At 64.0% G+C, this 18274-nt stretch carries 12 protein-coding genes and 1 pseudogene; 8 read left to right on the plus strand and 5 right to left on the minus strand.

What is annotated here, in order from left to right; all coding sequences use genetic code 11:
• The 6 genes from AB5975_00440 to AB5975_00465 all read left to right on the plus strand — a co-directional run bounded on the left by AB5975_00440 (position 1) and on the right by AB5975_00465 (position 7979).
• Positions 1–1074: a microcin C ABC transporter permease YejB gene (locus AB5975_00440; GenBank protein XDR20481.1), complete on the plus strand. Its 1074-nt coding sequence runs from the start codon at positions 1–3 to the stop codon at positions 1072–1074.
• A 1-nt stretch (position 1075) separates the two neighbouring features.
• Positions 1076–2095: an ABC transporter permease gene (locus AB5975_00445; GenBank protein ID XDR20482.1), complete on the plus strand. Its 1020-nt coding sequence runs from the start codon at positions 1076–1078 to the stop codon at positions 2093–2095.
• A 1-nt stretch (position 2096) separates the two neighbouring features.
• Positions 2097–3704, plus strand: coding sequence for an ABC transporter ATP-binding protein (locus AB5975_00450; GenBank protein XDR20483.1), 1608 nt, complete (start codon positions 2097–2099; stop codon positions 3702–3704).
• Between the two features lie 2 nt (positions 3705–3706).
• A complete protein-coding gene (locus tag AB5975_00455; GenBank protein XDR20484.1) occupies positions 3707–4276 on the plus strand; it encodes a helix-turn-helix domain-containing protein in 570 nt (189 codons plus the stop codon).
• Between the two features lie 64 nt (positions 4277–4340).
• The gene (locus tag AB5975_00460; protein XDR20485.1) at positions 4341–4907 is read left to right on the plus strand and encodes an HD family hydrolase; all 567 of its coding nucleotides are present in this window, start codon (positions 4341–4343) and stop codon (positions 4905–4907) included.
• Between the two features lie 141 nt (positions 4908–5048).
• Complete coding sequence (locus tag AB5975_00465) at positions 5049–7979, plus strand: aminotransferase (protein XDR20486.1); 2931 nt, start codon at positions 5049–5051, stop codon at positions 7977–7979.
• 3 nt (positions 7980–7982) lie between these two features.
• On the opposite strand, the gene AB5975_00470 is transcribed toward AB5975_00465, so the two are convergent.
• Positions 7983–9218: an FAD-dependent oxidoreductase gene (locus tag AB5975_00470; GenBank protein ID XDR20487.1), complete on the minus strand. Its 1236-nt coding sequence runs from the start codon at positions 9216–9218 to the stop codon at positions 7983–7985.
• Positions 9219–9295: 77 nt separating this feature from the next.
• Between AB5975_00470 and AB5975_00475 the strand changes: the two genes are divergently transcribed.
• Both AB5975_00475 and AB5975_00480 read left to right on the plus strand, forming a co-directional pair.
• Positions 9296–10201, plus strand: coding sequence for a LysR family transcriptional regulator (locus AB5975_00475; GenBank protein XDR20488.1), 906 nt, complete (start codon positions 9296–9298; stop codon positions 10199–10201).
• Between the two features lie 55 nt (positions 10202–10256).
• Positions 10257–12122, plus strand: a complete 1866-nt coding sequence (locus tag AB5975_00480) for an FAD-dependent oxidoreductase (protein XDR20489.1) — start codon at positions 10257–10259, stop codon at positions 12120–12122.
• Positions 12123–12244: 122 nt separating this feature from the next.
• Here the strand turns inward: AB5975_00480 and AB5975_00485 are convergent.
• The 4 genes and pseudogenes from AB5975_00485 to kdpB form a co-directional block, all read right to left on the minus strand.
• Positions 12245–12939 (minus strand): annotated as a pseudogene (locus AB5975_00485) (response regulator).
• Positions 12936–15590: a DUF4118 domain-containing protein gene (locus AB5975_00490; protein ID XDR20490.1), complete on the minus strand. Its 2655-nt coding sequence runs from the start codon at positions 15588–15590 to the stop codon at positions 12936–12938. The pseudogene AB5975_00485 and the gene AB5975_00490 overlap by 4 nt, the downstream one beginning before the upstream one ends.
• A gap of 60 nt (positions 15591–15650) precedes the next feature.
• Positions 15651–16202: a potassium-transporting ATPase subunit KdpC gene (gene kdpC / locus AB5975_00495; GenBank protein XDR20491.1), complete on the minus strand. Its 552-nt coding sequence runs from the start codon at positions 16200–16202 to the stop codon at positions 15651–15653.
• 10 nt (positions 16203–16212) lie between these two features.
• Entirely contained in the window at positions 16213–18267 is a 2055-nt protein-coding gene (gene kdpB / locus AB5975_00500) for a potassium-transporting ATPase subunit KdpB (GenBank protein ID XDR20492.1), read from the minus strand.
• Between the last annotated feature and the right edge of the window lie 7 nt (positions 18268–18274).

Genomic DNA, 18274 nt, shown 5'->3' on the forward strand with positions numbered 1-18274 from the left:
ATGCTGGCCTACATCCTGCGCCGCCTGCTGCTGATCATCCCGACCCTATTCGGCATCCTCATCATCAACTTCATCATCGTTCAGGCCGCCCCCGGCGGCCCGGTCGAGCAGATGATCGCCAAGCTCGAAGGCTTCGAAGGCGCGACCAGCCGCATCGCCGGTGGCGGCGCCGAGGTTTCCGTTGCCGGTTCCAACTACCGCGGTGCACAGGGCCTGGACCCGGCGCTGATCGCTGAAATCGAGCGCATGTACGGCTTCGACAAGTCGCCGCCCGAGCGCCTGTGGATCATGATCAAGAACTACGCCCAGCTCGACTTTGGCGACAGCTTCTTCCGCGATGCCAAGGTCATCGACCTGATCATGGAGAAGATGCCAGTGTCGATCTCGCTAGGGCTGTGGAGCACGCTGATCATGTACCTGGTGTCGATCCCGCTGGGCATCGCCAAGGCGGTGCGCCATGGCAGCCACTTCGACGTGTGGACCAGTTCGGCGATCATCGTCGGCTACGCCATCCCGGCGTTCCTGTTCGCCATCCTGCTGATCGTGCTGTTCGCCGGCGGCAGCTACTTCGACTGGTTCCCGCTGCGTGGCCTCACCTCCAACAATTTCGATGAGCTGAGTACCACCGGTAAAGTACTGGATTACTTCTGGCACCTGGTGTTGCCGATCACCGCGCTAGTCATTGGCAACTTCGCCACCATGACCCTGCTGACCAAGAACAGCTTCCTCGACGAAATCAACAAACAATACGTGGTCACCGCCAAGGCCAAGGGCCTAAGCCGGTCACGGGTGCTGTACGGCCACGTGTTCCGCAACGCCATGCTGTTGGTGATCGCCGGTTTCCCCTCGGCGTTCATCGGCATCTTCTTCACCGGCTCCTTGCTGATCGAGGTGATCTTCAGCCTTGACGGCCTGGGCCTGATGAGTTTCGAGGCGGCCATCAACCGCGACTACCCGGTGGTCTTCGGCACCCTGTTCATCTTCACCCTGCTGGGGCTGGTGGTGAAACTGATCGGCGACCTGACCTACACCCTGGTCGATCCACGCATCGACTTCGCCAGCCGGGAGCACTGACATGGCCTTGTCCCCCCTCAACCGCCGGCGCTTCGAGCGCTTCAAGGCCAACCGCCGTGGCTGGTGGTCGCTGTGGCTGTTCCTGGTCCTGTTCGGCTTGAGCCTGGGCGCCGAGCTGATCGCCAACGACAAACCGGTTGCTGTGCGCTACGACGGCGAATGGTATTTCCCGGCATTCAAGCGCTACCCGGAAACCACCTTCGGCGGCGAATTCCCGCTGGAAGCCAACTACAAGAGCCCCTACATCCGCGAGCTGTTGGCCAAGAAAGACAGCTTCGTGCTGTGGGCGCCCATCCCGTTCAGCTACCAAAGCATCAACTACGACCTGCGCGTACCTGCCCCGGCGCCGCCCTCGGCGGACAACTGGCTGGGCACCGACGACCAGGGCCGCGACGTGCTGGCACGGGTGATCTACGGCTTCCGCATTTCGGTACTGTTCGCCCTCACCCTGACCGTGGCCAGCTCCATCGTCGGCGTCATCGCCGGCGCCTTGCAAGGCTTCTATGGCGGCTGGGTCGACCTGGCCGGGCAGCGCTTCCTGGAAGTCTGGTCGGGCCTGCCGGTGCTGTACCTGCTGATCATCCTGGCCAGCTTCGTGCAACCAAACTTCTGGTGGCTGCTGGGCATCATGCTGCTGTTTTCGTGGATGAGCCTGGTGGACGTGGTACGCGCCGAGTTCCTGCGCGGGCGCAACCTGGAATACGTACGCGCCGCCCGCGCGCTAGGCATGCGCAACGGCGCGATCATGTACCGGCACATCCTGCCCAATGCCATGATCTCGACCATGACCTTCATGCCGTTCATTCTCACCGGCGCCATCGGCACCCTCACCGCCCTGGATTTCCTCGGCTTCGGCCTGCCCGCGGGCTCGCCCTCGCTGGGCGAGCTGGTGGCCCAGGGCAAATCCAACCTGCAGGCCCCATGGTTGGGCATCAGCGCCTTTGCCGTGCTGGCGTTGATGCTGAGCCTACTGGTGTTCATTGGTGAATCCGCCCGCGATGCCTTCGACCCGAGGAAGTGACATGAGTGAACAGAACCTGATCGAAGTGCGCGATCTGGCGGTGGAGTTTGTCACCGGCGACCAGGTCAACCGGGTGGTGGACGGCATCAGCTTCGACATCCGCAAGGGCGAGACACTGGCCCTGGTGGGCGAGAGTGGCTCGGGCAAATCGGTCACCGCGCACTCGATCCTGCGCCTGCTGCCCTACCCGCTGGCCCGTCACCCCAGCGGCAGCATCCGCTACGAGGGCAAGGACCTGCTGCAGCAAAACGAGAAGACCCTGCAGCGCATTCGCGGCAACCGCATTGCGATGATCTTCCAAGAGCCGATGACCTCGCTGAACCCGCTGCATTGCATCGAGAAGCAGATCAACGAAATCCTCCTGCTGCACAAGGGCCTGACCGGCAAGGAAGCGACTGCCCGCACCCTGGAGCTGCTGGAGCTGGTCGGCATCCCCGAGCCGCGCAAGCGCCTCAAGGCCCTGCCCCACGAACTGTCTGGCGGGCAGCGCCAGCGGGTGATGATTGCCATGGCGTTGGCCAACGAGCCGGAGCTGCTGATTGCCGACGAACCGACCACGGCGCTGGATGTGACCGTGCAGTTGAAGATTCTCGACCTGCTCAAGGAACTGCAGGCACGCCTGGGCATGGCGCTGCTACTGATCAGCCATGACCTGAACCTGGTACGCCGCATCGCCCACCGCGTGTGCGTGATGCAGCGCGGGCAGATCGTGGAACAGGCTGAATGCGCCACACTGTTCAGCGCCCCGCAGCACCACTACACGCAGATGCTGATCAATGCCGAGCCCAGCGGGCTGCCAGCGCACAACCCGGTCGGGGCGCCGCTGCTGGAGGTGGATGACCTCAAGGTATGGTTCCCGATCAAAAAGGGCTTTTTGCGGCGTACGGTCGACCATGTGAAGGCGGTGGACGGGGTCAACTTCAGCTTGCCGCAGGGGCAGACACTGGGCATTGTCGGCGAGTCCGGGTCGGGCAAGTCCACGTTGGGCCTGGCGATCTTGCGGCTGATTTCCAGCCAGGGCGGCATTCGCTTCCATGGGCAGAACCTCGAAGGGCTGAACCAGAAAGCCGTGCGCCCGCTGCGGCGTGAGATGCAGGTGGTGTTCCAGGACCCATTCGGCAGCCTTAGTCCGCGCATGTGCGTGGCGGACATTGTCGGTGAAGGGCTGCGCATTCACGGTATTGGCAACGCGCAGGAACAGGAAACGGCGATTATTGCGGCGCTGGAGGAAGTGGGGCTAGACCCAAGGACTCGGCATCGCTACCCGCATGAGTTTTCCGGTGGGCAGCGCCAGCGTATTGCCATTGCCCGGGCGCTGGTGTTGAAGCCGGCGCTGATTCTGCTGGATGAGCCTACCTCCGCGCTGGACCGCACGGTGCAGCGGCAGGTGGTGGAGCTACTACGCAATCTGCAGCAGAAGTACAACCTGACGTACCTGTTCATCAGCCATGACCTGGCGGTGGTGAAGGCGCTGAGCCACCAGTTGATGGTGATCAAACATGGGCATGTTGTTGAACAAGGTGATGCGCAGGCGATATTCCATGCGCCGCAACATCCGTATACGCGGCAGCTGCTGGAAGCGGCGTTCCTGGAGGTTGAGGCTTCGTAGCAATGAATACCTCACCTTCACTTCGCAGCACCCCCATCGGCCCCCTGCTAAAGCACTGGCGCCTGTTGAACCGGGTCAAACAGCTGCATGCCGCGCAGATGTTCGGGGTGTGCCAGTCGACCATTTCTCGCTGGGAGTCAGGCGCGCAGGACGCCGAGCCCGAGCAACGGGCGCGTATCGAAGCCTTGCTCAAAGCCAAGCTCAGCAGCGCCGCGGATCACGCGTTGGCGCGCCTTGTGTCGGGCAGCTCGCAACCGGTGCACTTGGTGTGCGACCTTACCCACCGCCTGCTGGCCTGCTCGCCTTCCCGCGAAGCTGAGTTCAGTGTGCCCATCAGTGATTTGCTGGGTGTCTCGCTGTGGCCATTCGCGACAGAGGAAATCGCCAGCCAGGAACAGCGCTTGGCAGGCATCGGCTGGCACGACAACCAGGCCTCCCCGGCGCTGGAGTTCACTACTGGCACGAATGACTCGGCACTGGTGCCCATCCAACACAGCCTATGCCGTTGGACGCGGTTCACCCTGTCGGATGGCTCGACCGCCAGGCTGGTCGAAACCCTCGCGCATATTTAATGCGTGGACGCAGGACCAGGGCGAGCAGAAGATTTACCTCTGCACTAATCAGAGGTCTCGCACCATGCCAAACCACAACCTTCATGGAAAACTGGACTTCCTGCGCCAGGCAGAAAAGCTCAAGAACGTAACCCGCAGTGCCCACACCTCGACAGGCCGGCGTGAAAGCACCGCCGAGCACAGTTGGCGGCTGGCGTTGCTGGCGCTGGTGTTCGAACAAGAACTGGGTGATGTCGATATCTGCAAGGTGCTCAAGCTATGCCTGGTCCATGACCTTGGGGAAGCGCTGAGTGGTGATGTACCTGCGCCGCAAGCGCATGCGGTTCCAGACAAAGGGACGAATGAGCGGCAGGACCTGGTTGCCATGACTTCAATGCTGGAACCCTCGATGCAGGACAGCATCGTTGGCTTGTTCGATGAGTACGAAGCGGCCAGTACGCCAGAGGCCAAAGTGGTCAAGGCCTTGGACAAAATCGAGACCCTGCTGCAACACACCCAAGGCGATAACCCGCCCGGTTTCGACTATGCGTTCAATCTTGAGTATGGCCGACGCTATACCGATGCCATACCGTTCCTGGCCTCGCTGAGGCGAGTAATCGATGAGGAAACACGCAAACGCCTGAATAGCTGACGTGTTGGCGGGGCCGGACTTAAGGCGCGTCACTGGCTGAGCCCCAATTGTCAGAAATTCTGAAAACAATCGTCTTCCATCGTCAGCCGAATCGGGCATAAATTCTCCACCGTCAACCCCCAGCAGCAACGGTAGAGCCTAATGTCCAGCCCACAGCACCCGCCCGCCTCCCCTGCCCTGGCCACGCTGATCCAGCGTTCTGGCCTGCCCAGCCCTTCGCTCAGCGAAACCCAGGCACACGCCGTGCTACAGAAGCACTATGGCATTGCCGGCAACCTGACCGCGCTAGGCAGCCAGCAAGACCTGAATTTCCGCGTGACCACGCCACAAGGCGGCTTTGTACTCAAGGCTTGCCATGGCAGCTACGCGCAACTGGAGCTGGAGGCGCAGCACGCCGCCCTGGCCTTCCTGCGCAATCAGGGCTTGCCGGTGCCGGCCGTACGCCCAGCCCTCGATGACCAGGGGTTGCTGACACTGGACTTGGACGGGCAACCACTGCGCATACGCCTGCTCGAGTACATCGAAGGTCAGCCGCTGACCCGCCTCAAGCACATGGCGCCACGTCTGATGGCTGAACTGGGCGGGCTTTGCGCGAAGCTGGACAAGGCCTTGGTCGACTTCGACCACCCCGGCCTTGCACGCACACTGCAATGGGACCCGCAACATGCCCAGGCGCTGATCCAGCACCTGTTGCCCGTGCTGCAGAATACCGAGCAACGCGCCCGCATCGAACAGGCTACCCAGCTGGCAGCCGAGCATCTGGCGCCCCTGGTCAATCAACTGCCAAGCCAGGCCGTGCACCTGGACATCACCGACGACAACACCGTGTGGGCCCGCGATGGCGAACGCCAGTGGCAGTTGCAAGGGGTGATCGACTTCGGCGACCTGCTGCACACCTGGCGCATCGCCGACCTGTCGGTGACTTGCGCGGCGCTGCTGCACCACGCCGGAGGCGACCCGCTGCGGATCCTGCCGGCAATCAGTGCCTACCAGGCGCTCAACCCACTGACCGAAGCCGAAGTACGTGCCCTCTGGCCACTGGTGCTCAATCGCGCCGCAGTGCTGGTGCTGAGCAGCGCGCAACAACTTGCCGTGGACCCGGGCAACCAATACACCCGCGACAACGTCGCCCATGAATGGGAAATCTTCGACACCGCCACCGCTGTGCCTTTCGCGCTGATGGAAGCCGCTATCCTGCAGGCTGCGGGCCTGCAACCCAAGGCGCCGGACTTGAGCGGTTGCGCCCCCTTGCTCCCCGAACTGGCCGGGCAGGCTGTAACACGGGTAGACCTGGGGGTGCTCAGCACATATTGCGAGGCCGGAAACTGGGAGCAACCCGGTTTCGACCAGCACCTGCTGACGTTGCAGGCCGCTCCGGCCTGCAGCCTGCACGGGCAATATCGCCTTTCGCAAACCCATATTGATCGCCCTGAAGAGCCCGCCACCTGCGCCCTCGGCGTTGAGCTGCACGTGGCCAACGGCTCCCAGGTGCAGGCGCCGGAAACCGGCATCTGGCAGCGCCATGGCGACGGCCGTGGCTGCCTGCGCACCACGCACTGGGCTTTGTGGCTGCAGGGCCTGGAGGACGCTCCGGCAGACGGCCAGGCCGTAGAAAAAGGCCAGTCCCTGGGCCGCAGTTGTGGCTTCCTCAGCGTGCAATTGTGCCTGGACAACGGCGTCCAGCCGTCGTTCTTCGCCACACCGTCCCAAGCTACTGCCTGGCTGGCCCTGTGCCCGTCGCCAGCCGCGCTGCTAGGCTTCGATTGCGATGCCGGTCCGCTGCCCGACCCACAAGCACTATTGGCCCGCCGCGATGCCAGCTTCGCCCGCTCGCAGAAGCACTACTACGCGCAACCTCCACACATCGAGCGCGGCTGGCGCAACTACTTGATCGACATGCAGGGCCGCTCGTACCTGGACATGCTCAACAATGTCGCGGTACTGGGCCACGGCCACCCGCGCATGGCCGCCGAGTCGGCGCGGCAGTGGTCGCTGCTGAACACCAACTCACGCTTCCACTACGCGGCGATCACCGAATTCTCCGAACGCCTGCTGGACCTGGCCCCCGACGGTTTCGACAGGGTCTTCATGGTCAACAGCGGCACCGAAGCCAACGACCTGGCGATTCGCCTGGCCTGGGCCTACAGCGGCGGGCGTGACCTGCTCAGCGTACTGGAGGCCTACCACGGCTGGTCGGTGGCCACCGATGCCATTTCCACCTCCATCGCCGACAACCCGCAAGCCCTGGAAACCCGCCCGGACTGGGTACACCCGGTCGAGGCGCCGAACACGTTCCGGGGGCGTTTCCGCGGTGCCGACAGCGCCGCCGACTACCTGCAGGACGTCGACGCCAAGCTGGCTGCCCTGGACGCCCGAGGCCGCCAGTTGGCGGGTATCATCTGCGAACCGGTGTACGGCAATGCCGGCGGCATCTCGTTGCCCGCAGGCTACCTGCGCGACGCCTATGCCAAGGTCCGCGCCCGAGGTGGCGTGTGCATCGCCGACGAAGTGCAGGTGGGCTATGGCCGCCTGGGCGAGTACTTCTGGGGGTTCGAAGAACAAGGCGTGGTGCCCGACATCATTACCATGGCCAAGGGCATGGGCAACGGCCAGCCGCTGGGCGTGGTCATCACCCGCCGTGAAATCGCCGAGGCGCTGGAGGCCGAGGGTTACTTCTTCTCCTCGGCCGGTGGCAGCCCGGTCAGCTGCCGCATAGGCATGGCGGTACTGGACGTGATGCAGGAGGAAGGCCTGTGGGACAACGCCCGCGACACCGGGCGCTACTTCAAGGCCCGTCTGCAGGCCCTGGTCGACAAGTACCCGCTGGCCGGCGCGGCACATGGCTCGGGTTTCTACCTGGGACTGGAGCTGGTGCGCGACCGCGCAACCCTGGAACCGGCCACCGAAGAAACCATGACGCTGTGCAATCGGCTGCGTGACCTTGGCATCTTCATGCAACCGACCGGCGACTACCTGAACATTCTCAAGATCAAGCCACCGATGTGCACCAGCCGAGCGAGTGTGGACTACTTTGTCGACTGCATCGACAGGGTGCTGGGCGAAGGGCTGTAAGTATCAAGGCGTGGACCGAATCGCCGCGGCCCACGCCTGCAACGCCTCAGTTGCTGCAATGGCAATCTGCTCATCAGTACGCCCACTGAACTGCCGCTCGATCGCATCGGCGGCAATCAGCCCGGCAATGGCAGGCTTGCCCACGGCATCGGTCAGGTCAAGCCATTCGCCCCAGCTGGCAGGTACGTCGTACCAGCGCAGGTAGCCGGAGGGTGAGCATGGCCACCAGCGCTCTTCGAACTGCAAAATCACCTTTTCCAGCATGCCCATCCCCAGATGAGCCAGCGCTTGTCGCTGAGTTACAGGTAGCGCGGGAATGAAATGCAACGCTTTCAATACCCCTACAGGGACTGTGCAAATGCAGAAATCGCATACCTCATCGTTCACCTTGACGCGCGCGCTCGACCAGTCTATCTGCGTGACCGGCGTGTTCAGACGGATATCCAGATCCTTCGCCAGCAAGTCGACAAGCTCGCTGTAACCACCTGGCAGCATCCAATCGCCATGCCCGACACCCTCCTCGTCCAGGGCACTGACCGACAGTTGCTCCACGGGCAAACATGCTTCCAGTACAAGGTTGGCGTCGATGGCGAACTGAGCGGCGCGCGCGTGCACAGGGTCGAGTGTGGCCATGTAGCGGTTGATCGCCTCAGACAAAGGCAGTCGCCGGTCAAGCTGCTGGGTCAAGGCGTCCCAGGCCGCGTCGACATCCGGCAACTCTCCACCGCTTGCTGCTGCAAGCGGGAAACTGAAGTCGGTCTCGACACAAGCCAACCCATGTTGCTGCGCAACGGCGGCCAATGGATTCTCGGCGAAATGCTGAAGCCATGCCGCACCTTCATCCGCTTTCACGCCGCCCAACTCGACCGTGTGCGTGCGCCCACCTGTTCGCCCACGTGCCTCCAGCACCGTGCAATCGATACCCCACGCCCGCAAGCGTTGCGCGGCGGCCAGGCCTGCACAGCCCGCACCAATCACGATCACCTTGCGCGCGCCGGCCCTCAAGGCTGCCTCGGCGGCACGCAGCCCATCATCCCAAGCGCCATGTGTCATCGCCGGCGCAGTGGCGTTACAGGCTTCTCCGGCAATGACCAAGCGCTCGTTCAGCACTTGGCCCAAGGCACTCCGATGCTGCGGCGTCCCCCCAGGCAACAGGGCACTGTAGGCACCGAGGCTGAACGGGTCTGTACTCCAGTGAGTGACATGCCAAGCGGTTGGTCTGTGCACGCGCTTCTCCATGAGGGGACTGTCCTGAATGTGCATTAATGTTCATAATTTCTAGCAATAAAAGATGATCATCATCAGGTTTACTGACAATGGCCTTTAGCAGCGACTCCCTGGCAATATTCCTCGCGGTGCTGGATGCCGGCTCGTTCTCCGCCGCCGCCCGCAAATTGGGCCGTGTACCTTCGGCCGTGAGCATGGCGATCGCCCAGCTGGAAGCGGAGCTGGACCTGCCATTGTTCGACCGCGCCACACGCAAAGCCTTACCCACCAGTGCCGCCCTGGCACTGGAACCCCAAGCCAGGCAGGTGATCTGCCAACTCAACCTGCTCGACGCCCAAGCCCTGCAATTGCACAAGGGCCTGGAAAAACGCCTGACCATCGCCATGGCGCCCGAGTTGCAGACCGGCCGCTGGAGCCAGCCGCTGGAAGTCCTCGCCCAGGAATTCCCCAGCCTGGAAATCGAAGTGCGCTCCGCCACCCAGACCGAAGCCATTCGCCTGCTGCATGACGGCAGTGTGCAGTTGGCGCTGGTGTTCGAACGGCCCGGCATCGACGAGCGCGAGTCATTCCTCGAAGCCGGCAGCCAATTGCTGGTGGCCGTCGCCTCACCGCGCCATCCTGCCGGGCAAAACAGCGGTACGCCTCTGCCTGAAGAGGCCTTCGCCGAACAACGGCAGATCATCGTGGCCTCGGGCAAGGCCACCGGGTCAGACCCGCGCATGGTGCTGTCGCGGCGCATCTGGCTGACCGACAGCTACCTGGCCACGCTGGACCTGGTGCAGTCAGGGCTGGGCTGGGCCTACCTGCCGCAGCCACTGGTTGAACCGCTGATCGCTTCGGGCGCACTGGCCGAGGTACGCTTTGACAACATGGCCAGCCGCCTGCGCTTGTGGGTGGACATCATCTGGATAAAGTCGCGGCCGTTGGGCCTGGGCGCCAGGCGTTACCTGGACGTCATGCGCCAATGCTTTGAAACAGAATCCCCAAGGTCCTGAGCCATACCCAACTACGCTTCGAGCAAACCAAAGGTTACCCAGTAAGGACACTGACATGACCATCACTCGACGCGACTTCCTCAATGGCGTAGCCCTCACCATCGGTGCCGGGCTCACCCCATTGCAAATACTCCAGGCCGCGCCTTCCGGCCGCTACTACCCGCCCGCCCTCACCGGGCTGCGCGGCAGCCACCCCGGTGCATTCGAAGTTGCGCACCAGATGGGCTGGGAAAAGAAAGTATTCGACACCAGCAGCCTGAAGATTGAGGAGCAGTACGATCTGGTGGTGGTCGGCGCGGGCATCAGCGGCTTGTCCGCAGCCTGGTTCTATCGGCAGCAGCACCCAACCGCGCGCGTGCTGATCATCGAGAACCACGACGACTTCGGCGGCCATGCCAAGCGCAACGAATTCCAGGCGGGAAGCCAGATGATCCTTGGCTACGGCGGCAGCGAAGCCTTCCAGTCGCCCAAGCACCTTTACAGCGCTACGGTGAACGGCCTGCTCAAACGACTGAACGTGGACATGGACCGCTTCCAGACCGCCTTCGACCGCAACTTTTACCCCAACCTCAGCTTGTCTCGTGGCGTATTCTTCGACAAGGCCGGCTTCGGCGAAGCGAAGCTGGTCAGTGGCGATCCGACGCCCATGGTCGCCGACGACATTGCCCCGGACAAACTCAACGCGCGCAGCTGGCGTGCGTTCATTGGCGACTTCCCACTGCCCGAGGCCGACCGCCAGGCATTGATCGATCTGCACGAAGCACCCAGAGACTACCTGGCGGGCAAAACCCTGGAACAGAAAGAGGCCTATCTGGCCAAGACCAGCTATCAGGACTTCCTGCGCAAAGACGTCGGCCTGAGCGAAGCGGCAGCGCGCTACTTCCTCAGCCGCACCAACGACTTTTCCGCGCTGAGCATCGATGCCGTGGCCGCCGCCGACGCCTATGGCGTGGGCTTCCCCGGCTTTGCCGCCATGGGCCTTGCGCCGGTCAGCGAAGCGCTGAAAGCAGAAATGGAAGAGCCCTACATCTATCACTTCCCCGACGGCAACGCCTCGCTGGCACGGCTACTGGTGCGTAGCCTGATCCCCGCTGTAGCACCCGGCAACGACATGAACGACATTGTCCTGGCGCCCTTCGATTACGCCAGGCTGGACGTGGCACAAAGCCCGGTACGCCTGCGCCTGAACAGCACCGCAGTCAGCGTCGGCAACCGCAACGGTGGCGTCGACATCGGCTACAGCCGGGCCGGCCAGCTGCACCGTGTACACGGCAAGCACTGCATACTGGCCTGCTACAACATGATGATCCCCTACCTGCTGCGCGACCTCACCGCCGAGCAGGCCCACGCCTTGGCGCAGAACGTGAAGTTCCCGCTGGTGTACACCAAAGTGGTGATTCGCAATTGGCACAGCTTTATGAAATTGGGTGTGCACGAAATCTACGCACCGAACCAGCCCTACAGCCGCGTCAAGCTGGATTATCCGGTGGACATCGGCGGCTACAGCCATCCACGCGACCCCGACCAGCCCATAGGCTTGCACATGGTCTACGTACCGACCACGCCCAACGCGGGCATGGATGCTCGCAGCCAGGCCCGCGTCGGCCGCAGCAAGTTGTACGCCATGAACTTCGAGCAGATGGAGGCCATGGTGCGAGACCAGCTACAGGCCATGCTAGGGCCGGCCGGCTTTGACTATCACAAGGATGTTCAGGCCATTACCATCAACCGTTGGCCACACGGTTACTCGTACTTCGCCAACAGCCTGTTCGATGACGAAGAAGAGAGTGAAAAGCTGATGAACCTCGCCCGCCAGAAGGTCGGCAATGTGGCCATAGCCAACTCTGATGCGGCCTGGGAGGCCTATGCGCATGCGGCTATTGATGAAGCGTCACGTGCGGTGAACGAGTTGTTCGCGTAGCGCCTGCCAGGGGTTGCCTCGTGCTAAAGCGAAATATCCTACAACTCGTTAGGAAGCCGATGCTCCTTGGCCCTGGAGTCGAGAACAGCGCCCTGAATTGGCACTGTCCGTATAATTTCGGTTTATGCGGCCGGCGCCACCAACCTGTACCCCACTCCCGCTTCGGTGATGATAAACCTTGGCGCCGTGGGGTCATCCCCAGCTTCTGCCGTAAATGCCCTACGACGATCCGCAAGTAATGAGTGTCCTCCACATGCGTCGGCCCCCAGATATCCTTGAGCAGTTGCTGCTGGGTGATCACCCGCCCAGGGTGACCGGCCAACAGCGCCAGCAAGGCATACTCCTTGCGCGTCAACGCCACTTCCACACCGTCAATAGTCACCCGGCGAAAGGCGAAGTTCACGGTCAGCGGCCCAAAGCTGGCCGCCACCTCAGAGCCGCCGGCCTGTGGCACCTGGCGCAGCAAGGCCCGCACCCGCGCGAGAAACTCCTGGATGCCGAACGGCTTGGTCACGTAGTCATTGGCACCGCCATCCAGCGCATCGACCTTCTGCACTTCACTGGCACGCACCGACAGCACCATCACCGGCACCGCGCTCCACTCGCGCAGTTCACGCAGCACCTGCTGGCCGTCCATGTCCGGCAGCCCCAGGTCGAGCACCACCAGGTCCGGCTTGCCCAAAGCTGCCTGGGCCAGCCCTTCCTCGCCGGTAGCGGCTTCGAGCACTTTGTAGCCTTGCGAAGCCAGGCTGATGCGCAGGAACTTGCGGATCTGCGGTTCATCGTCGATGACCAACAGCGTGGCGGACTGGCTCATGGGGTTTCGCTTTCGGCTTCAGGTTGAGGAGGTAGCGGCAAGCATAGAGTGATGCCGGTGCCCTGGCCATCGATGCCTTCGCCCACCAGAATCTGCCCGCCATGCGCGCCGATCATGCCCTGACAGATCGCCAGGCCCAGCCCGGTGCCCTGCCCGCCTCGGTCGCCCCGAGCAGCGGTGTAGAACATGTCGAAGATCTTCTCGCGGTCGGCGACGGGAATGCCGGGGCCCTGATCGCGGACGGTAAAGCGCAACTGGTCATCCTGCACGGCCACCTGCAGCTCAAGGCGACCCTGGGTCGGGGAGAAGCGTGCGGCGTTTTCCAGCACGTTGACCAGCGCCTGTTCGATCAGCGCCGCATGTACGAACAGCAACGGCAGCTCGGCCGGTACGTCGGTGTGCACCCGCAGCGGTGCCAGCACCACGCGCAGGCGGTTAAGCGCGCTACCGACGATGTCCGCCGGGGCTACCCAGTCGCGGGCCAGCTTGAGGCCACCGTGGCCCAGGCGGGTCATGTCCAGTAGGTTCTGGATGTAGCGGTCAAGGCGTTCGGCCTCGTTACGGGTGCCTTCCAACAGCTCGCGGCGGTCTTCAGCCGGGATCGCCTCGCCCAACGCCAGCAGGCTGTCGATGCTGCCACGCATGGCGGTCAACGGTGTACGCAAGTCATGGGATACCGAGGCCAGCAAGGCGCTGCGCAGTTGCTCGGTTTCGCCGTGCAGGCGCGCGGCCTCCAGTTGTTCGGCCAGGCGAGCGCGGGCCAGGGCCTGGGCCAGTGGCTGGCCAAGGGCGGTGAGCAGGCGCCGGCGTGGGTCGCTGAGCGGCTGCCCGTTGCGCGGGCGCACGCCCAGCAGCGCCAGAGGTTGTTCGTCCACCGCCAGCGGCCACCACCACCAGCGGCCATTGGGCAAGGTGTCGCTGCCATGGCCAGCGGCCTGGCCGTGCTGCCAGGCCCAGTCGGCGGCAGCCCGTTCGGTGTCACTGAGGGCGTGGGCTTCGCCGCTGGCCACTTCCAGCTGGCCTTCGGCATTGCGCTCAAGTAGGCACACCTGCATGTCCTGCCAGCCGTCCAGATGTTGGCCGGCGGCATTGAACACGGCTTGGCGATCGGTGGCCACCGTCAGCCGACGCGACAGGTCGAGCAACTGGCTGGTCTGCGCCTGGGTCTCGCGCAGTGCCTGCAACTGGCGGCGCTGGCGCGCGGCCAGGTTGCCGGTGAGCGCGGCCATCAGCAGGAAGAACACCAGGGTCAGCACATCTTCTTCGCGCTGGATGCTGAACGAGAAGTTGGGCGGGATGAACAGAAAATCGTAAGTCAGGAACGACAGCGCGGCGCAGGCCAACGCAGGCCCCAGGCTGCTGCGCACCGCCACCAGCAACACTGCCGCCAGGAACACCAGTGAGATGTTGGGCAGCGCCAGTACGCTCGACACTGCCCAGGCCAGGCCCGCCGCCATCACGGTGGCCAGCAGCGCCAGCAGATAATGGCGCCACACCCATACCCGCCGCACCGCCGAACGCGGCGCTGGCGGCTGCATGTCGCGGTCCAGCACGTTGACTTCCAGGCCATGGCTTTCACGCAGCAGCCGCGCCGCCACACCGGCCCCGAACAGCCGCCGACGCAGGCGGTCGCGGGACTGCCCGACCAGCACCAGACTGGCCCGCCGCTCGGCAGCATGCTGGATCAACGTGCGCGCCACTTCGCCAGCACGCAGCAGCACCACCTCCCCACCCAGACGTTCGGCCAGTTGCTGCGCGGCCTGCAAACGATGCCGCGCGGTTTCGTCACGCAGGCGGCCGTTGTCCACATGCACCAGGCTCCAGGGCAGGTGGCGGCGCTGAGCCACACGGCTGGCATGACGCACCAGGCGTTCGGCCTGGTCATCGCCGTCCACGCCTACCAGTAACCGCCCGCGCAAGGCCGGGGCTTCCTGGCCGCGCTGGCGATAGCCGTGGGCCAGGTCAGCGTCGACCTGAGCAGCGGCGGTCTGCATGGCCAGTTCGCGCAGGGCGGTGAGGTTGGTTTGCGAGAAGTACGCGTCGATGGCCGCACGCGCTTGCTCGGGCACATACACCTTGCCTTCGCGCAGGCGTTCGAGCAGCTCGCGCGGGGGCAGGTCGATCAGCACCAACTCGAAGGCTTCCTGCAGCACCCAGTCCGGTAGCGTTTCGCGCACTTGCACGCCCGTAATGTCGCGCACCTTGTCGTTGAGGCTTTCCAGGTGCTGGACGTTGACCGTGGTGTACACGTCGATACCGGCGGCCAGCAACTCCTGCACGTCCTGCCAGCGCTTGGCGTGGCGGCTGCCGGGGGCGTTGGTGTGGGCCAGTTCGTCGACCAGGGCCAAGGCCGGTGAGGCTTGGAGCAGGCCGTCGAGGTCCATTTCCTCAAGGGTGACGCCACGGTACTGGCTGCGCAGCAAGGGCTGTTGCTGAAGGCCGGCAAGCAGCGCTTCGGTTTCGGCGCGGCCGTGGGTTTCGACAACGCCAGCCAGCACTTGCACGCCCTGACGCTGCTGGGCGTGTGCGGCCTGGAGCATGGCAAACGTCTTGCCGACACCGGGGGCGGCGCCAAGGAACACCTTCAGCCGGCCCCGGCCGGTTCGCGCAAGGTTAGCCAACAGCGCGTCTGCGCGGGCGGAATCACTCATGTTTCATCCTTCAGGATTTGCCACAGTCGACCAAAACCGGGCCGCAAAGCGGCCCAAATATCAGTGGCTCAGTTGCTCGATCTTCTGGTTCAACGCCAGCACATTGACCACCGGCGGGCCGATCAATGGGTGGAGGGTGGCCTCTTCCTGCAAGGCTTGCAAGCGCTCCACCGGCAGCTGCCGTGCCGCCGCCACACGCGGGATCTGGTAGGCCACAGCCTCCGGCGGCAGGTGTGGATCAAGGCCGCTGCCCGAGGTGGTGAGCAGCGCCTGCGGCACGGGCCCCTGCTGTGCCTGGAACAACGTAGCCGCATCGCCCTTCACCCGCTCAGCCAGCGCCGGGTTGCTTGGCGACAAGTTGCTGGCGCTGCTGGCGACGGTAGCGTAAGCACCTGCCGAAGGCCGCGAATGGAACCAGCCATCGCCCTGGAAATCCTGGGCGATCAGTGCCGACCCCCGCACCTGGCCATGCTCATCGCGCACCAGGCTACCGTTGGCCTGGTTCGGGAAGGCGACCTGGGCAACACCCGTCACCGCCAGCGGATACAGCACGCCAGTCAGCAACGTCATCAACAAAGCCAAGCTCAACGCCGGGCGAACATAAGCATTCATGGCGGCCTCCTCAGACCAGGTTCAGTGCATTGAGCAGCAGGTCGATCAGCTTGATGCCGGCAAACGGCACCACGATGCCGCCCAGCCCGTAGACCAGCAGGTTGCGCCGCAGCAGGTGCGCCGCACTGGCGGCCTGCACCCGCACACCTCGCAGCGCCAGTGGAATCAGCACGATGATGATCAGTGCGTTGAACACGATGGCCGACAGGATCGCGCTCTGCGGGCTGGCCAGGTGCATCAGGTTGAGCACGCCCAGCTGTGGGTAAATGGCAGCGAACAGCGCCGGTAGGATGGCGAAGTACTTGGCCACGTCGTTGGCAATGGAGAACGTGGTCAACGCACCACGGGTGACCAGCAACTCCTTGCCAACCTGCACCACGTCCAGCAGCTTGGTCGGGTCGCTGTCCAGGTCGACCATGTTCGCCGCCTCACGCGCGGCCTGGGTGCCATCGTTCATGGCCATGCCGACATCAGCCTGGGCCAGTGCCGGGGCGTCGTTGGCGCCGTCACCGCACATGGCCACCAGGCGGCCGTCATTCTGCTCCTGGCGAATGCGCGCCAGCTTCTTCTCGGGCGTGGCCTCGGCCAACACATCATCCACCCCCGCTTCGGCGGCGATGGCTGCGGCGGTCAGCGGGTTGTCGCCTGTCACCATCACCGTGCGAATGCCCAGCTTGCGCAGCTCGGCGAAGCGCTCGCGGATACCAGGCTTGACCACGTCCTTGAGGTGAATGACACCCAGCAGGCGTTTATCGATGCACACCAGCAATGGCGTACCGCCGCTTTGGGCGATGCGCTCCACTTCGCGGGCCAGCGCCGGGGGTATTTCTAGGCGTTGCATGCCAACGAATGCCAGCACCGCATCGACGGCGCCCTTGCGGTAGCGATGCTGCTGGAAGTCGATGCCCGACAGGCGGGTCTCGGCACTGAAGGCCACGGCTTCGAACTGCCCGGCAGGCGGTTCGACAAAGTCATGCAACTGGCGCAGGTATTCGACAATCGACTTGCCTTCGGCAGTGTCGTCGGCCAGCGAGGCCAGCAAAGCGCCCTCCCCCAGCTCGCGAGCGGTAATGCCCGGTGCAGCATGCAACGCGCTGCAGCGGCGGTTGCCGAAGGTGATGGTGCCGGTCTTGTCGAGCATCAGCGTGTGCACGTCACCGGCCGCCTCGACCGCGCGGCCCGAGCGGGCGATGACGTTCAGCCGCACCAGCCGGTCCATGCCGGCGATGCCGATGGCCGATAGCAGGCCGCCGATGGTGGTGGGGATCAGCGTCACCAGCAGCGCGGCCAGGAAGATCAGCGGCAGGCTGCCACCCACGAAGTGAGCGAACGGCTGCAAGGTCACCACCACGATCAGGAAGATCAGGGTCAGGCCGATCAGCAGGATGTCGAGGGCGATTTCGTTCGGGGTCTTCTGCCGCTTGGCGCCTTCGACCAGGGCGATCATGCGGTCCAGGGTCGACTCGCCCGGGTTGCTGGTGATGCGAATCAGCAGCCAGTCGGAGACCAGCCGCGTATTGCCGGTCACCGCCGAGCGGTCGCCGCCGGATTCGCGGATCACGGGCGCGGACTCGCCGGTAATGGCGGCCTCGTTGACGGCCGCGATGCCTTCAAGCACTTCGCCGTCACCGGGGATCATCTCGCCGGCCACCACACGTACCACGTCGTCCTTGCGCAGCGCGCTGGCAGCGACCGTCTCAAAGCTGCCAGCACGCTGGCGTCGCTGAGCGGTCAGGCCTTGGCTGCCAGCCTTGAGGCTGTCAGCGCGGGCCTTGCCCCGGCCTTCGGCGAGGGCTTCGGCGAAGTTGGCGAACAGCACGGTAAACCACAACCACAGGGCAATCTGCACGGCAACGCCAGTACTCACGCCACCACCGGGGGCGAAGCACAGCACGGTGGTCAGCACCGCAGTCAGGGCCACCACCAGCATCACCGGCGAACGTTTTAGCTGGCGCGGGTCGAGCTTGACGAATGCCTGCACCAGCGCCGGGCGCCATAGCGCGGCGAAGCGGGTCTGGTCCTTGGCACTGTGCCGGGTGTTCACTTCAGGAATGGGCATGTTCATGATCGGT

This window comes from Pseudomonas putida (genome assembly GCA_041071465.1).
In the GTDB taxonomy this organism is placed as follows: domain Bacteria; phylum Pseudomonadota; class Gammaproteobacteria; order Pseudomonadales; family Pseudomonadaceae; genus Aquipseudomonas; species Aquipseudomonas putida_P.

Bases quoted from the DNA above. Each gene is read 5' to 3' on its own strand.
- AB5975_00440 (XDR20481.1), top strand. From the start codon at position 1: ATGCTGGCCTACATCCTGCGCCGCCTGCTGCTGATCATCCCGACCCTA.
- AB5975_00445 (XDR20482.1), top strand. From the start codon at position 1,076: ATGGCCTTGTCCCCCCTCAACCGCCGGCGCTTCGAGCGCTTCAAGGCC.
- AB5975_00450 (XDR20483.1), top strand. From the start codon at position 2,097: ATGAGTGAACAGAACCTGATCGAAGTGCGCGATCTGGCGGTGGAGTTT.
- AB5975_00455 (XDR20484.1), top strand. From the start codon at position 3,707: ATGAATACCTCACCTTCACTTCGCAGCACCCCCATCGGCCCCCTGCTA.
- AB5975_00460 (XDR20485.1), top strand. From the start codon at position 4,341: ATGCCAAACCACAACCTTCATGGAAAACTGGACTTCCTGCGCCAGGCA.
- AB5975_00465 (XDR20486.1), top strand. From the start codon at position 5,049: ATGTCCAGCCCACAGCACCCGCCCGCCTCCCCTGCCCTGGCCACGCTG.
- AB5975_00470 (XDR20487.1), bottom strand. From the start codon at position 9,218: ATGGAGAAGCGCGTGCACAGACCAACCGCTTGGCATGTCACTCACTGG.
- AB5975_00475 (XDR20488.1), top strand. From the start codon at position 9,296: ATGGCCTTTAGCAGCGACTCCCTGGCAATATTCCTCGCGGTGCTGGAT.
- AB5975_00480 (XDR20489.1), top strand. From the start codon at position 10,257: ATGACCATCACTCGACGCGACTTCCTCAATGGCGTAGCCCTCACCATC.
- AB5975_00490 (XDR20490.1), bottom strand. From the start codon at position 15,590: ATGAGTGATTCCGCCCGCGCAGACGCGCTGTTGGCTAACCTTGCGCGA.
- kdpC (XDR20491.1), bottom strand. From the start codon at position 16,202: ATGAATGCTTATGTTCGCCCGGCGTTGAGCTTGGCTTTGTTGATGACG.
- kdpB (XDR20492.1), bottom strand. From the start codon at position 18,267: ATGAACATGCCCATTCCTGAAGTGAACACCCGGCACAGTGCCAAGGAC.